We start from the raw sequence: 16,112 nt of genomic DNA, 5'->3' as shown, positions 1-16,112 counted from the left end.
CGATCGGCCCCGGCCCTCCTCGCGCGAACGCGCGAGGAGGGCCGGGGTCATCGAATCTCTCGCCAAGGCCATGAACGAGGTCCATTGATGGCAAGGATCAGCCGCCGCACGATCGTACTGTCCGCGATCCTCGGGGCGTTCCTCGGGGGGGTGATCCTCTACACATTCGTCATCCCCGCCGTGATCGCCCGGGCACTGCGGGCGGAATACGGGGGGAGGGTCGAGATTGGCGGCTGGTGGGTTGGGATCAGCCGAGCGGGGGTTACGGGCCTGACGGTTTATGAGGCAGGGGCCGACGGGCCTGCCTGGGCCTCGGCCGAATCCGCCGACGTCGACCTCGGGCTGACGAACCTGCTGGCCGGTCGCTGGACCCCCGGAGACATCAAGGTGAACGGCCCGAAGCTGGCCCTCTCCTTCAAGGAGGACGGCCAGCTTGCCACCCGCCTGCCCACCTCGGGGCGATCGGGCACCAAGGCCGCGTTGCCACGGGTCGTGGTCGAGGGGGCAACTGTGACGCTAGCCCAGCGCGGGGGCAATACCCTGGAAGTGAAGGGGGCCAACGCCGAGTTGATCCCCGGTAAAGATATGGGTTCGGCCTCGATCGACGGCGCCTTCGACCATCCGACCTGGGGCCGCTGGATCCTGAACGGCCTGGTCGATTCGGCCGCAGGGACGGCGGAGATCGGCATGCACACCGAGCGTCCCCTGACCGTCCGACACAATCAACTGGCCACCCTGCCGTTCGTGCCGGCCGCCGCCTGGGAGCACCTCGACGTCGACGGCCCCGTGGTCGCCCGCCTCGCATTCGACGCGGCGCCCGGCTCGCCGCCGGCCCTGCACGCCCAGTTCACCCTGAACAAGACGCAAGTCACCCTGAAGTCGGCCGGCCTGGTACTCGAGCAGGCCGATGGCCTGATCAAGCTGGACGGCAAGGTGCTCACGCTCACGCAGGCCGCCGGCAAGGCCCTGGGCGGGACGGTGCAGGGCGAGGGCACGATGGACTTCAGCGGCCCCGCCTTGAAGTTCGATATGATCATGGATCTGGCCAAGGTCGACGTCGCGCTGACCCCGCCCGCCTGGCACCTGAAGGAGTTCGCAACCTCGGGCTCGCTGACCGGCAAGGCGCACGTCGTGGCCTCGCTGGCTCCCGACCACCACGTCGACCTGACCGGCTCGGAGGGGGACGCGGTCATCGAGGGGGCGGTCGTCCAGGGAATCCCCGTCAAATCAATGCGCCTGACCATGACCGCGCAAGGCGAGGAGCTCAGGTACGACTCGCCCCCCGGAGACAACGCCGCGAGCCGGCCCGCCATCGGCCCGTTCGGCACGATGCTGAGCATGGCCGTCGTCACCGCAGGCCCGCAGAATCCCGCCGTCAAGCCGAGCGAGCCGCCCGCGGAACCGGCCAAGCCGGCTCCCCCCAAGGTCCAGCTTCCCAAGACCCTGAGCACACAGTTCGAGCTGGAAGACGTGGATCTGAAGAAACTGGCCGAGCGGCTGAAGGCCCTGGCCGGCATCGATCTGCCGCCGACGATCGCCGGCAAGATGAGCCTGAAGGCGAAGGCGACGATCCCGATCGCCGACGTGCGTGACATCAAGAAATACGCATTCCACGGAGAAGCGAGCCTCTCAGGCGCGTCGATCGAGGGGGTCGACCTGGGCCGGGCGACGGCGAGGCTGGATCTGGCCGACGGGGTGCTGGAGCTGACCGAGTTTCGAGGCCAGCTGCTCGACCGCCCGGCGGGGGACGCCAAGGAGTCGCCCGTGGCCACGCCGCCGCCTCCCATGGAAGGCCCCCTGCCGCCGGGGGCGTTCCGCGGCCGGCTCCGGGCCCAGATCGAGCCGAAGGGGCCGCTCACGGCGAAGTTCGAGGCCCGCGCACTCCCCATCGGCGAGCTGCTCGCCCCCTGGCTGCCGAGGCCGACGCCGATCTCCGGGGCCGTCTCGGCGCGGGCCGAGTTCGAAGCGCCCGTCGACCGGCTGAAGGAGCTGAAAGCCTGGGTGGGGAACGGGCGGCTGGAGACCGAGGAGGTCCGCTACCGAGGCGCGACGCTCGACGCGGCGGTCGCCCGGTTCTCGCTGGCCGATGGCGTCCTCGACATGCCCGAGCTGGCCGGGCGGCTCGCCGGCAAGCCGCTCGCGGCGCGGCTGAACCTGAACCTGGCGGCCCCTTATGCCACCAGGGCCAGCCTGGAGGTCATCGGCTGGAAGATCGACGACGTGCTCGCGTTCGTGCCCTCGGCCCCCAGGCCCTCGCCGGCCTCGGGTCGTGTCGAGGCCAAGGCCGAGCTGAGCGGCACCCTGGCCGACCTGAAGTTGACCACCGACGGCAAGGGGCGGGTCCTCGGCCTGAAGGTCGAGGGGGTCGAGCTCGGCGACGTCCCGTTCCAGTGGGTGACCGAAGGAAACGAAGTCATCATCTCGGGCATCGACGCGAGGCCTCTGGGCGGCACGCTGTCGGCGCACGGACGCATCCCGCTGGCGCCCGACAGGCCCTCGACGGCCGAGGCCACATTCGCAGGCATCGAGACCTCGGGCCTGGCGCGGGCCATCCCGGGGGCCGGGATCAGCCTGGCGGGCAAGGCCGGCGGCAAGGTCAGCGTCCGCCTGCTGCCGGCGAACCTGGACTCGGCCGTGGTCGACCTGGACCTCACGGCCGCCAGCATGGTCGTGCAGGGCCTGCCCGCCGAGCGGGTCGTCGCGACGGTCCGCAAAGGGGCCGAGGCCTGGCTCTACGAGATGTCGGCCGACAGCCTGGGCGGCAAGATCCGCCTGAAGGGCCAGCTCCCGGGGCCACCTCAGGCGGAGAGGGACGGTCGGCGGTCCAGGACCGATGCCCACCTCATCGCTGATCGGTTCTCGATCGACGGCCTGATGCGTGCCCTGAATGGCGGCGGGTCGGGCCTGAACGGCGACGGGTCGTTGAATGCGAATCTGAGGCTAGCGGGCGACGGCACGGGCCTGTACGCCAGGGGGCGAGTGCAGCTCCAGAACCTCCGCCGAGGGTCCGGCCGCGAGGCGCACTCGCTGGGGGCGATGAAGGGGATCATCACGCTGACCCCCGCCGGCTGGACCGTCGACCCGCTCGAGGGCGAGTTCTGGGGCGGGGCGCTGCGGGGCATCCTTAGCGGCGAGACCCCGAAAGTTAAGTCCGAGGGCGCTGGCAGCTCTCCGGTGAGCTTCGAGATCGCCGTCGACCGGGCGAATCTGGCCCGGCTGGCCGACGGAATCCCCCAACTGGCCGGGCGAGTCGAGGGCCTGGCCAACCTCAGGCTGAAGGGCCGATCCGACGCCGGAATGCGGGCCGACGGCGACGTCCGGGTAGCCCGCGCGACCCTCTTCGGCATCCCCGTCACCGACCTCGACCTGCCCATCGACCTGCAAGGTTCAGGTGACGGGGCGTCCAGGCAGCTCAACTCCAGGCGCTGGACGGCCCGGGTGGCGGGCGGGCGGCTGGTGGGCAATTTGAAGGTCGGCATCGGCGAGTCGAGGGCCTTCGACGCCGATGTCCAGCTGACATCCCTCGACCTGGAGTCGATCATGCGCCTGCGGAGCGACTCGGCGCGGACCTCCACCGGCAAGGTCTCGGGCAAGGTGAAGCTGAGCGGGCCCGACCCGTCGCGGATCGAATCCGCCCGAGGGGCCGTCAACCTGGAGCTGACCGACGCCTCGCTGCTGTCCGTGCCCGTCTTCCGCGAGATCGACCGCTTCCTGGGCGCCGCCAGCGGCGGCCTGTTCGAGACCGGGGCGCTGCATGGGGTGATCGCCCGCAGGCAGCTCGTGATCGAGGACCTGCACCTGCAAGGGAGGCTGGCGCAGCTCCAGGTCACCGGCACCGTCGGCCTGGACGGGGCGCTCGACCTGAAGGTGCTGGTCAACACCAGCCAGTACATCGCCGAGAGCGGCCAGACGCTCGTGGGCCTGATCCCGGGGCTGCGCGAGGCCGTCGGCCGGCAGGAGCAGGCACTGCTCTCGGTGACCAACTTCCTGTCCAGCCGGCTGCTGAAGCTGAGGGTCGGCGGCACCGTGCGCAACCCGGCCGTGTCGGTCGACCCGAGCGTGCTGGTGGGCGAGGCCGGCCTGATCTTCTTCTCGTCGGCCCTGAAGCTGCCGCTGAGCTTTATCCGCTAGGGCGAGACTCGGCCGGCCGCCAGGCGGGCGAGGGGCCTGGGTTGACGGGGGCCATGGGCGCCATTAGTGTTGGTCCCGAAGGCGTGCCGCGCGGGCGGGACGGGGGACGCGGCGACAGGCGGGGGGATTGGCTGTGGCCTCCTTGTTCGTGATCCAGGGGGCCGACCAGGGCAAGCGATTCGAGCTGCTGGCCTCGCCCATGGCCATGGGGCGCGACCAGACCAACCCGATCCGGCTGCACGACCACGAGGTCTCCCGCAGGCACGCCGAGGTCAGGCCAGAGCCGGGCGGCTTCCGCCTCGTCGACCTCGGCTCGGCCAACGGATCGTTCCTCAACGATCGCCCCATCGGCTCCACCTCATTAAAGGCCGGCGACCGGGTCCGCCTCGGCCAGACGGTCATGCTCTTCCAGGACGACGGGCCGCCGTCGGAGCTCCAGAAGGAGATGGCCTCCAGGGTCAACTTGCTGGGCCGCTCCAGCCCCGACGACCGATCGGCGATCCTCCGCAGCATCCCGGCCGGCGAAGGCTCGCGGATGCTCACCGCCCCGGGATCGGCGGGGGCCTGGCTCAAGGACCGGCTGGCCAACCTGGCCGTCATGTATCAGGCCACCCAGGCCATCAGCATGACCGCAGACGTCGATGCGCTCCTGCCGCAGATCCTCGAGCTGGTCTTCGAGTCCATCGGCGCGGACCGAGGCGCGATCCTCCTGAGAGACCCCGCCGGCGAACTCGTCCCGCAGGTCGTCCGCTGGCGCGGGGAAGCTCCCCCCGACGAGCGGCTGACCATCTCCAGGACCATCACCGACCACGTCCTGGAGAAAGGGCAGGGGGTCATCACCACCGACGCCCCCGCCGACAAGCGATTCAGCCCCGCCGCATCCATCCATGGCCTGGGCATCCGCGAGGCCATCTGCGTCCCCATCCAGGGGCGGCACACCACCCTCGGCGTGCTCTACGCCGACATCCGCGCGGCCAATGAGTTCGCCGCCGCGAGCGAGTTGGGCCGGATGGCACGCGGGGGCAAGTTCTCGCGAGACCACCTCAAGCTGATGGTCGCCATCGGCCACCAGGCGGGGCTCGCCATCGAGAACACCGAGCTGTACCAGGCCAAGCTCCAGGCCGAGCGGCTCGCCGCCGTGGGCCAGACGATCGCCACCCTGTCCCATCATATCAAGAACATTCTGCAAGGGATCAAGGGCGGCAGCTACCTCATCGACATGGGGCTGAAGGAGAAGGATGACGCCATCGTCCGACGCGGCTGGACCATCGTCGAGAAGAACCAGGGCAAAATCTACAACCTGGTCATGGACATGCTCTCCTACTCCAAGGACCGCGAGCCCGCGCTGGAGAAGGCGGACCTCAACGAGACCGTCTGCGACGTCTGCGAGCTGATGCGCACCCGGGCCGACGAGCTGGGAGTGGCCCTGACCTGGACCCCGGCCGCCGACATGCCCGAGATCGTCATCGACCCCGACGGCATCCACCGGGCCGTCCTGAACCTGGTCACCAACGCCCTCGACGCCGCCGAGGGGATCGAAGGGGCCAAGGCCGACGTCTCGACCCACTGGGAAGCCGAGACCGGAATCGCCCGCGTGATCGTGGCCGACAACGGCACCGGCATCGCCGAGGACGATCTGCCGGGACTCTTCCAGATCTTCACCTCGACGAAGGGCTCCCGCGGCACCGGCCTCGGCCTGCCCGTCTCCCAGAAGATCGCCCGCGAGCACGGCGGCATGATCGAGGTGCGCTCGGGCGTTGGCACCGGCACCACCTTCATCTTCGAGTTGCCCACCCGACGCTCGCCCGAAAGCCGCGACTCCGGCGAGATGGCCACCGTCGCCGACGTCTGACCAATTCCCCGGGTTCGTTTCGTGTTGCTCGTTTCCAAGAGCCACCGGCCTGCCCCGCCCCTTGACGTCACCTGCGACGGCCCTGCCATTCCGGCAAGATGGCTCTGTTCTGCGCCGGCCACGGAAGCGACTTGCGCCGGACCGCAAAGGGCGATCTACGAGCCCATCGACCGAAATGATTCCCAGAAAAGAACTTCGGCAATGGCTTCGTTTTGTAATTGGGCCAACGGCATGAAATCGAGTCTGGTCATTGGGCCCAATGATCGGAGACTCGATCGAATCTGGACACCTTGGAATTTGAGACAACTCACCTGCCAGATTGGCAAGATGGGTTCGTTCCGCGCCCAGACTTCCGAAGAATCGACGTCTCGGTGGGTTCGTTCCGCGCCTGGACTCGAGCCAAATCGGCGGGAATTGGTGCTGACCGCTCACCTGCTTCGAGTTGCCAAAGAGCCCGGCCAACACCATTCGAGAGTTGGCCTAGGACATCAGTTGCAATCGCCCGAGAAAACCGGCAGGGAAAATCGTGATTTTTCCAGATTTATCGCGCAAATTTATGCTCATTGATGCCGCAAGCATGATCGGAGCCGATCAGGAGCGTTGAGAACCGCTCCGGCGCAGTCCGGGTCCGGTACCTCGACCGATCCCCCTTGCCGCGCGAGTCGATCGACTCGCGCGGCAAGGGGGGCGGGATGAAGGGGTGGGGAGAGGTCGTTCAGCGGTTGCGAATCCTCCCATCTTGGGTCATCTCAGGCCGCCGCCCTTGAGCGTGGACGGAGTCGTCTGGTCGGGCTTCTCGTTGGAGAAAGCGCCGCCCTGACCTCCCTTGGTCTCGGCGCTGGGCAGGCTGAAGCCGTCATCGCCGAGGAGGTGGTCGAGTTCCTCGACCCGGTCGGGGTGGGTGATGATGACCAGGCCGTCGCGGACCATGTACACCAGGCCGAGCTGTTTCAGCAACAGCTTCAGGCTGGTGCGTAGGGGGAAGCCATCCAGATCGATGGAGACGGGCGAGGTGGTGGTCCGTTCGGCGTCGGCCAGGCCTTCCGGGTCGATGTAGAAGGTGAGGCCCTTGAAGTTCACGTCGGAGGTCGCCGTCTTGAGGTATTTGAGCACGTCTTCGAGAGGCGTCTCCTGCGGGAATTGCATGGTGACCGCTTCGCCAAGCCGTCTCCCCAATTCCTTCGACGCCTCGTCGGTTCCGACCTGCGGGACGGACATCCGCACGGACGACCGCGAGGTTTCGCCTCCTCCGCCGTAGCCTCCGCCCCCACCCGATTCCATGTCACCCCCAGCCTCGGGGCCGGTTGGCTTGGCCTGAGTGGCGCCATTCACGTCGGCGCTCGCCAGGGGCGGTGTCTCAACCTTAGCGGGGCCGTAGGGGGGCTCCGACGAGCGCACCAGGCTCGGATCGTATTTTCCGGTCTCCATCAGATGCTGGAGGTCATCAAACGCCCGAAGTCCCTTCTCATAGCGCTGCTTCATGCTCGCGACCGTCCGCGCGGCCGTCAGGGTCGCGAGTTCTCTGCGGTATTTCGCTTCCTCGGTCGGCTGCCCTCCTTCGATTTCGACTTGCGACCCATCCACGAATTGAAGCGGGCCAGAGATCGCGTCGCTCTCCCTCTGCTTGATCCCGAAGGCCAGATAGCGTTTGGAAGCTTTTTTATGTCGATCGAGCCAATACCTCAGTTGGTCCTTGGGAATTTCCACGCCATCGGCGGCCGCTTGGCGAAGAGTTTCGAGGGAATTCGAGATCATCGTGAGTGATCGTTTCGCACCGGCGAATCGTTCCCGCTGTTCGTCGACTGTTAACGCTTGCTGAACCTTTCCATCCTCCTCCCCGTCGATCGCGCCTGCATTCCGCTTGGCTTCCTCGAGCAACGTGAGCGGCATCATCAAGGCGCCATTGGTCGATCTCTTGAATTGGTAATGATTCGCCTCGTTCTCGAATTTTCGCTCCAAATGGGCGAGGCGTGATGTTGCCTGGAGCACCCGGATTCGATCGTCTGCCTTATTCGACTTGGCCGCCGCGAGGGAGAAAATCCGAAGTTGCTCCTTGGCCTCGGCAATCTCAGGGGCGTCTCGGTCCTTGATTGCTTGCTGCAGGTGCTCGAGCCAGAGCCTGGCCTCGTTGAGATCAATATTCGCGCCGGATTGCTGAACCGTCATCATGGCGTCGAGGATGGTATGTGCCTCGTTCAGTCTTGTCTGAATATCCCGGGGTTTCTCGGCCGGCACCGGCTTGGGGTCGGAATCGACCGGTTCGGTGGACTTCGGATCCGCCACCGCAATCGCGCCAAGTTCGGCGATGCTCGATCCGTTAGTCTTCGAGAAGTCCGTCGAGGTTTTTACCGAAACCGTCGGAGTGGCCTGAGGCTTCTTCGATCCGTCTCCGACCAGGCCAGCACCGTCGGCCTTCGCGGCTCCGGCTGGTGCCTGCGCATACACTCCGGCGCCGACCGTGAGGAGGGCGGCGGAGAGGGTGATGGTGGCCGCTAGGGTGAGTTGGTTGGTGAGCATGGACGTGAGCACCCCCTGGGCGAGTGAGACCGCGTGCGATGTGGCCAGGCCGGCGAGGGTCAGTCGACCGGCGGCGTAGGCGCATGCGGCCCGGGCCGTGGTTTCGAGCAGCGCTGGGGGGACGAGGCGGGCTCCGGTCCGGGTGACCAGCAGGGCCAGCGCGGGCTCGGGGGCGAGCCCTCGGCCGTGGAGGCGGGTTTTCAGCTGGGTTCGGGCTCGGAAGTGGCGGCTTTTGACCGTTCCCAGCGGCAGGCCCAGGCGGCTTGCGGCTTCCTCGTGCGAGCAGCCGGATAAGTCGCAGAGCACCACCACCGCGCGGCTGGCCGAGGGGAGGCGGTCGACCTCGGCCTGGACCATCTCCGCAAGCTCGCGCCGCTGGGCCGCCTGCGAGGCGTCGGGCTCGTCGCCGGCACCCCGGCCCGCGTCGGCCTCGCGGCGTCGGCGGGCCTCGGCATCGGCCCTGGCCCGGGTCGACACCCGTCGGGCCACGCCGTAGAGCCAGTTGCCCAGCAGGGCCCCGTCCCGCAGAGATCCCGCCTTGCGGGCCAGCACCAGGAACGTCGCCTGAAACGCGTCGTCGGCATCGTTCGGGTCTCGCAGAACCCGGCGGCAGACGCCGTGAACCATCGACCCGTGACGAGCCACCAGCGCCTCGAACGCCGACTCATCGCCGCCGGTTGCAAATCGGTCGAGCAGCTGAGTCTCGGTCTGTCCCGCGGACGTTCCCGCGGTCCAGAGCCGATTCACCTGCCCGACCACCGCCGCCCACTGTCCGGTTGCCATGTGAGTCTCGGCCCCAAACCAAGCTCCCGTTTCGTCCCTCCGCAAGGTGCTGCCGCGGGGGTGGCCTCGGGTTCCCACAATTCTGCCGGAATCCGAGAGGGGACGCGAGCGGGGGAAATCGGGCGGGGCCAGAGGCGGGGCCGACCGAGCTTGGTCGCGTCGGACGAGGCCGGATCTGCCGCGGGGGACCTGCGCCATCGGAGCACGCGCAGGCCTCCCGGAATCCGCGATCCCCGCTCCCGGCGGGGCCCGCGGACCAAGGTCATTTCTTGAGCTGGACCGGCCTGGGCCGCGTGATCCCCTCGCCCTTGATGGTGGCTTCGAGGCTCTCCGCGTCCCTGAGCAGGGTAATGTAGATGACACCGTCGCGAACGAAGTAGGCGAGGCTGAGCTGCCGCAGGGCGAGCCTCAAGGCCAGGGAGGCGGGAACGTCGTGGAGGTCGAGGGTGATCGTCGGCTTTTTATCCGACCCAGTCATTCCCATGACACCGCGCGGGAACCCTTCGGACTCGATGTAGAAGTTGAGCTCTTTGACGCTGTCGCCCTTGGTCCTGGCTTTGAGTTCCTTGAGGAAGTCATCGAGTGTCGTCGGCTCCGCGAATGAAGCATCGATGACGGTTGCAAGCCGCTTGGCGACGGCTTTCGAAGCCGGATCGTCGCCGATCTCGGCGATGGGACCGGAGTCCTTCGCCCCACCTTCGTCGGGGGAAATCTGAGCCTTGGGCGTCGTCTCGGCGGGAATGACGCCAGGCTTCTGACCGCCGTCAATTTTGTCCGGCCCATTCGCATCGTTGGACAACGGAACTGACGCAGTCTTGGCGACCGCCCCTGGGGCCAGCGGGGTGTATTTGCCGGTTTCCAGGAGGCCTCGAAGGTCGTCGAAGGAGTGCTTATTCGCCTCCCCGTTGCGCCTGATCAGGGAGACATTGGTGGCGAGGTTCATCTTCTGGAGGGCCAGGCGTGCCTCTTCCTGGCCGGGGTTGGTTTCTTCGGGAGACGTGCGGCCGGCCCTGAGCTTGGCGTTGGATTCCAGACGCTCCACAGTACTCTTCGTGAACGACTCGATACTGGCTGCCATCGCGTCCTCGGCCTCTCGTTCGTGAAGGTCGAGCATCTCGCCGAGTTGATTACGGGGGACTTCCACTCCTTCCTGTGCGGCGCGACGAGCAATCATAAGCCAACCCGAGGCCTGGGATTTTGCCAGGTTGGGTGGGTTGATTTGACCGCCGCCCATGCCCATTCCCATGCCGCCGCCCATACCTCCCATGCCGCCGCCCATGCCCATTCCCATGCCGCCGCCCATTCCTCCCATGCCGCTCAGAGTCGCGTCGAAACGGCCTACCCCTCCTTGGCGACGGTAGGAGATGTATTCTCTGATCACTGGATATGAGTCCATGCTGGTCGGTCTGATTCTCTTGAGTTCCGCGAGCTTGATCCTGGCCTCGATGAGCTCGACCTGAGAATCGGCCGTCATCGATTTTGCGGCGGCATCACCCAGTTGGCGAACCTTCTCTTCCTGGAGCCGAACGTCCTCCTGGGCCTTGGCAATCTTGGCCGCGTTTTGCTCGTCGAGTCCTTTCTTGAATCGCTTGAGCCAGAAATCTGCCTGTTCGACGTCGACATCCACGCCGGAGTACAGGGCCTTCGACATGGCGTTCAGGATCGCGATGGCATCCTGAGACTGCTTCTCGGCGTCGCCGGGTTTGGTGACCTCGGTGGTCGTCGTTGTCTGAGTGGGGCTGGGCTTGGCTTCTGGCGGGAAGACCTCGGTGGTCGTCGTTGTCTGGGAGGGGCTGGGCTTGGCTTCTGGCGGACCGGCTGGAGTGGCCTGACTAAATTCGGCGGTTCTGGCATTTTTCGCAGGATTGTATCTGGCCTGGGAGTCTTGCTTTGGGGCGGGAGCAATTCTGGCATTCAGGACTTCGAGCTCGATGAAGTCGCTTTCGTAGTCCCATGCTGTTTTCACGGGTGCCATTCCACGCTTATTAATGTTCGATAGCTTCTTCAACTCGGTCTCGCCCCACACGAGGCGGAGCTTGTCCTGATCGGACCCACTCTTGACGGCCTGTGCTCCAAGTTCGCGGACCTGCATGACTCTTGCCCCAATGCGGCGGTCCAGTTCGGTGTTGGCCACATCCATTCGGTCCAGCCAAAGCCTCACGTCTTTCGGATCGACTTTGACCCCGGATTCGGCGGCCTGCTTGAGCGTCTGGAGGGCCGCGTCGGCCTCACGGCGACGTTGATCGAGTTGAATCTCGATCGGCGGAACGTACGCGGTGGGCTGAGGGGTTGTCTCAGACGATGTCGCGTCGGTTGAGCTGGTCGATACGGAGGTCTGATCGCCGGTTGCCGGGGCCTTGACGGTGTCGCCCGGCTTGGAGTTCGCCCCAACGCCTTGCGCGACGACTCCGGCGCCGGCGGTGAGGAGGGCCGTCGCCAGGGTGGCGGCGGCGGCCCACTGGATCTGATGAGTGAACATGGTCTTTGTGACCCCCTGGGCGAGGTGGATCGCATGCGTCGCGGCCAGGCCGGCGAGGGTCTCTCGGCCGGTAGCGTAGGCGCAGGCGGCCCGGGCCGTGGTTTCGAGCAAGGCTCGGGGGACGATGGGGCGGGCTTCGGAACCGGTGGCAAGGGCAGAGAGGATGGTGGCCGGGGCGAGGCCTCGGCGGGCCAGGCGGTCCTTGAGCTGGTTGCGGGCGCGGAAGTGGCGGCCTTTCACCGTTCCTATCGGCCAGCCCAGGCGAGCGGCGGCCTCCTCGTGCGTGCAGCCCGAGAGGTCGCAGAGGACGACGACGGCTCGGCTGGAGGCCGGCAGGCGGTCGACCTCGGACTGGACCGTCTCCGCAAGCTCTCGACGCTGGGCCTGGTGGGCGGCGTCGGGGGATGCGGGGCGATCGGGATTGGCGGCGGCCTCGCGGCGCCTGCGGGTGCTGGCGTCGGTGCGGGCCCGGGCGGAAACCCGCCTGGCCACGCCGTAGAGCCAGCTCGCAAGCGCCTCGCGGTCGTCGATGGTTCCCGCCTTGCGGGCCAGCACCAGGAACGTCGCCTGGAATGCGTCGTCGGCGTCGTTCGGGTCGCGCAGAAGCCGCCGGCAGACGCCGTGGACCATCGGCCCGTGGCGTGCCACCAGAGTCTCGAACGCCGACTCATCGCCGCTGGTTGCAAATCGGTCGAGCAACTGGGCCTCGGTCTGGCCTGCGGCCGTCCCCGAGGTCCAGAGCCGGTTGACTTGCCTGACGACCGACGACCACTGTCCGCTCGCCATGGCCGGATGCCCCCCTCGACTCGTCTCCCGGGATGGGACTGCCTCGGCGCCTGGGTTCAGTTACAACTTTATCCGGCGGGGGAAAAGAAAACTCGCGAGAGGGGCAAACCGATCGGGCCAGACGTTATCGCCAGGGAGCGTGGGCGATGCGAGGGAACCGGCCCGTTCATGGAATGGTCTGAAGGTTCATGAATCGAACGGATCAGCGGGGGAGGAACGATCGGGCGGCCTTCTGGAGGCCGAGGTTGGTGAGGTAGGCCTTCTCGCCGTTGGCCAGGAACGCGCGGTAGCCGGCGGGGTCGAGGAAGGGGTTGGGATTGGCCTGGGATCGGGTTTTCAGGAGCTGATATTTGGCGTTCAGGTTGTAGTAGCTGCCGTGGGCGCCCAGGAAGATGTCGCAGGGGAAGGATTGCAGGGTGCGGAAGGTGCGGGCGAAGTCGTCGGCAATCTCCGGGTAATCGGCGTTGTCGAGGAGGCTGAAGCCGGGGTTGACGTTGGTGCTGCCGACGATGACGACATCGAGCGGCTTGCCCCCGTCGTCGACCCGCATGGTCCACGACGTGCAGCCTCGGGTATGGCCCGCGGTGAGGCGGGCGACGAGCGTGGTGCCGCCGAGGGTGACGGCGTCGCCATCGGCCAGGACCCGGTCGACGGGGCAGGGCTTCCAGCGCATCTTCGTATAGTAGTACTGGCCCTCGCCGCCGGATGACACGACGCCTTCATCGCCCTTCATGACGCAGACCTGCGCGTCCTTTGCGAGCAGGGCGCGGAGGGGGGCATGGCCTGCGACGTGGTCGGAGTGGGCGTGGCTGTCGAGCAGGATCTTCACGTCGGCGAGCTTGAATCCGAGGGACTCGACGGCGTCGGCGATGAGCGGGACGGTGGCCTCGTAGCCGCTGTTGATGAGGATGTGGCCCCTGGGGGTGACGACGAGATAGCTGGCCAGGTCGCGCGAGCCGACGTAGTAGAGGTTCCCGGCGATCTTGTGGGCGGGGAAGGAGTCGGCGGGCGGGGACTGGGGGGCGAGCATGAAGGCAATGAGAAGTGCGGGCTTGAACATGCGTTCCTCTGAAGGGACCGCCCGGCGCCCTGGATTGGCGCCGGGCGGGATCGTGCGTTGCGGTGTTGGAAAACCCGCGAGAACGAGGGGGATCAGAGGCGAGGGGCGGGGGGCTTGATGGGGGCCTGGTAGGCGTTGGCGCCCTTGGTCTTCACCTTGCGCTTGTAGACGCGATCATTGCAGGTGGCGTAGATGGTGTCGAAGTCGGGGCCGCCGAAGGTGAGGTTTGAGACCTTGCCGTTGGGGGTGGGGATGATCGCATTGACGCGGCCGGCTTGGTCGCAGACCTGGATGCCCAGGCGGGTAGCGGCGTAGAGCCGGCCGTCGCGGTCGACGCGCAGGCCGTCGATGCCGGCGTCCTCGGCGTTGTCCGGCACGTGCAGGTGATAGAACTTCTGCTTGTGCGCCAGGGAGCCGTCGGGCTGCACCTGGTAGCTGTAAATCCAGTGGCTGCTGTAGTCGGCGACGTAGAGCAAGGACTGGTCGGGGGAGAGGGCCACGCCGTTGGGCGACTTGATGGCGGGGTCGACTTCCTTCTTCTCGCCGGTCGGGGAAATGTACCAGAGCTTGCCGGGTGCCCCGCCGCGAACGGGATTGGTGGCGTAGATGCCGCCGTCGTGGGCAACGGTAAGGTCGTTGGCCTGGGTAAGTTCGGCAACGACCTTGGACTTGCCGTCTTGATCATACGAGAGAATCTGCCCGGTTCCGGTGGCGACAGCATAAAGCCGACCGTCGGGGCCGAATGCCATGCCGTTGGCCTTCTTGCTGTCGGCGACGAACTCGACGGGCTTGCCGTCGGGGCCGATCTTGTAGGTCTTGCTGTTGGGGATGTCGTTGAAATAGACCTCTCCCTTGTCGTTCACAGCGGGCCCTTCGGTGAACTTGTAGCCCTCGGCGACGAGCTTCCAGTCCTCGCCGGGGATGAGAATCTCCTTGAGCTGGGTGGAGCCTTCGCCGGCCTTGATGGGGGCGGGCCAGGTCTTCCAGAGCCAGCGCAAGGCGTCGGGGAAGATCTCGGTGGCGTGCTTGCTGTTGTGCTGGCCGTCGCCCCAGACGTGCTCGACCTCGTAGCCGGCGTAGATGAGCGAGCGTTCCATCGACTGGTTGGCCATCCACCAGTCGCCCGCGTAGATGTTCAGGTCATTGCTGCCGTCTTCCAAGAAGACGCGGATCGGCTTGGGCTCATATTTGCGGATGAGCGTGGGATAGACGTTGCCGCCGCGCAGTCCGACGTAGGTGCCGACATTGCTGAAGACGCGGCCGAAGGAGTCGGGTCGCTCCCAGGCGACGGTCCAGGCGCAGATGGCGCCGCTGCTGGCACCGCCGATGGCGCGGTCGCCGGGCTCCTTGGAGAGCTTGATGGCCCGGCCGTCCTTGGCGGTCTTCGTCTCGACTTCCGGGAGGATTTCTTCGAGCAGGAACCGGGCATAGGCGTCGCCCAGGCCGTCGTACTCGTAGCTCCGGTTGAAGCGGTCGAGGGCCCCCTCCTTGGTCGCGGGCACGCGGCCGGGGGTGATGAAGACGCCGATGACGGGGGGCATCTCCTTGGCGTGGATCAGGGCGTCGAAGACCTCGGGGGCCTTGTACTGGACGCCGTCCTGGCAGACGAACAGGGGGGCGGGCTTCGATGCGTCGTACTGGGCGGGGATGTAGATCCAGTAGTCGCGGATGGTGCCCGGGAAGACCTTGCTGGAGCTGAACGAATACTTAGTCAGCTCCCCCTTGGGGGCATCGTCGGCGCGGGCGAGCGGGCCGGGCACTAGGAGCAGGGCGAGCGCGAGGAGGCGGGCGCGGGGCAGTCGCATGGGTGCGGTCTCGGAGAGTCGGGCGACCCCGGCGGCCCGACGCGGGCGCGGGGGCGGGGACCGGAAGGCCCGATTCTAGCGGGACGGCGGGGCCGGCGACATCGTCGGGTCCCCGCGCCGTTCGACGGCCTCAGTTGCGGATGGCCAGCAGGCGCTGGGCGCGGGCCCGCAGCTCGTGCCAGGGCTCGGGCAGGGCGGGGGGCGAGTCGGGAGGCGGGTCGGCCAGCGGGACGGGATGGCCGTCGTCGTCCACCTGGACGAACTGCATCAGGCCATCGAACCAGAAGCGTCGACCGTTGGGCAGGGGGGTGCCGACGAGGGCGACGATGACTTGCGCGAGGGCGCGGAAGACCTCGCAGCCGCGGATCTCGACGACGTTCCCGACCCGGACTGGCTCATTGCAGCGCAGGTCCAGCACCCGCCGCAGCACCAGGTTGGCCGACAGCCCGGCAGCCCGATACGCCGTGGAATAGGCGGCCTCCAGCGCCAACGAGAGCAGGACGCCGGCGAAGAGCGTGCCGTAGTGGTTGGCGTCCCTGGGAAGGATCAAGCGATGCGTGAGCGTCTCGACTCCAGGCCCCCGAATGGGCCCCACCAGGTCATCCATCGAGTGCGCCCGTCCCGTGCCAGAAAGTCTCGTAGGTCGAATGCATCGCCCAGATTATCGCGCCCGCCGGGGCCGATCAACGTCGACCCGCG

At 67.1% G+C, this 16,112-nt stretch carries 7 protein-coding genes; 2 read left to right on the top strand and 5 right to left on the bottom strand.

Features of this window, described 5'->3' with window-relative positions:
- Positions 1-87: 87 nt before the first annotated feature.
- Positions 88-4,131 (top strand): hypothetical protein, encoded by a 4,044-nt coding sequence (locus tag EP7_RS02570; protein WP_463526010.1) that lies wholly within the window; start codon positions 88-90, stop codon positions 4,129-4,131.
- A 133-nt stretch (positions 4,132-4,264) separates the two neighbouring features.
- Positions 4,265-5,983, top strand: coding sequence for an ATP-binding protein (locus EP7_RS02565; protein WP_463526009.1), 1,719 nt, complete (start codon positions 4,265-4,267; stop codon positions 5,981-5,983).
- 744 nt (positions 5,984-6,727) lie between these two features.
- Here the strand turns inward: EP7_RS02565 and EP7_RS02560 are convergent.
- The 5 genes from EP7_RS02560 to EP7_RS02540 all read right to left on the bottom strand — a co-directional run bounded on the left by EP7_RS02560 (position 6,728) and on the right by EP7_RS02540 (position 16,020).
- The gene (locus EP7_RS02560; protein WP_463526008.1) at positions 6,728-9,283 is read right to left on the bottom strand and encodes an RNA polymerase sigma factor; all 2,556 of its coding nucleotides are present in this window, start codon (positions 9,281-9,283) and stop codon (positions 6,728-6,730) included.
- Positions 9,284-9,545: 262 nt separating this feature from the next.
- Complete coding sequence (locus tag EP7_RS02555; RefSeq protein ID WP_463526007.1) at positions 9,546-12,548, bottom strand: RNA polymerase sigma factor; 3,003 nt, start codon at positions 12,546-12,548, stop codon at positions 9,546-9,548.
- Between the two features lie 202 nt (positions 12,549-12,750).
- Complete coding sequence (gene bla / locus EP7_RS02550; protein WP_463526006.1) at positions 12,751-13,608, bottom strand: subclass B3 metallo-beta-lactamase; 858 nt, start codon at positions 13,606-13,608, stop codon at positions 12,751-12,753.
- A gap of 92 nt (positions 13,609-13,700) precedes the next feature.
- Complete coding sequence (locus tag EP7_RS02545; protein ID WP_463526005.1) at positions 13,701-15,413, bottom strand: SMP-30/gluconolactonase/LRE family protein; 1,713 nt, start codon at positions 15,411-15,413, stop codon at positions 13,701-13,703.
- Between the two features lie 130 nt (positions 15,414-15,543).
- On the bottom strand, positions 15,544-16,020 hold the full coding sequence (locus EP7_RS02540; RefSeq protein ID WP_463526004.1) for an acyl-CoA thioesterase: 477 nt from the start codon (positions 16,018-16,020) through the stop codon (positions 15,544-15,546).
- Positions 16,021-16,112: the final 92 nt, after the last annotated feature.

It is taken from the genome of Isosphaeraceae bacterium EP7, assembly GCA_038400315.1.
Lineage (GTDB): Bacteria > Planctomycetota > Planctomycetia > Isosphaerales > Isosphaeraceae > EP7.
The sequence above is the reverse complement of the archived record's forward strand: the minus strand, read 5'-3'. Positions and strand labels throughout refer to the sequence as shown.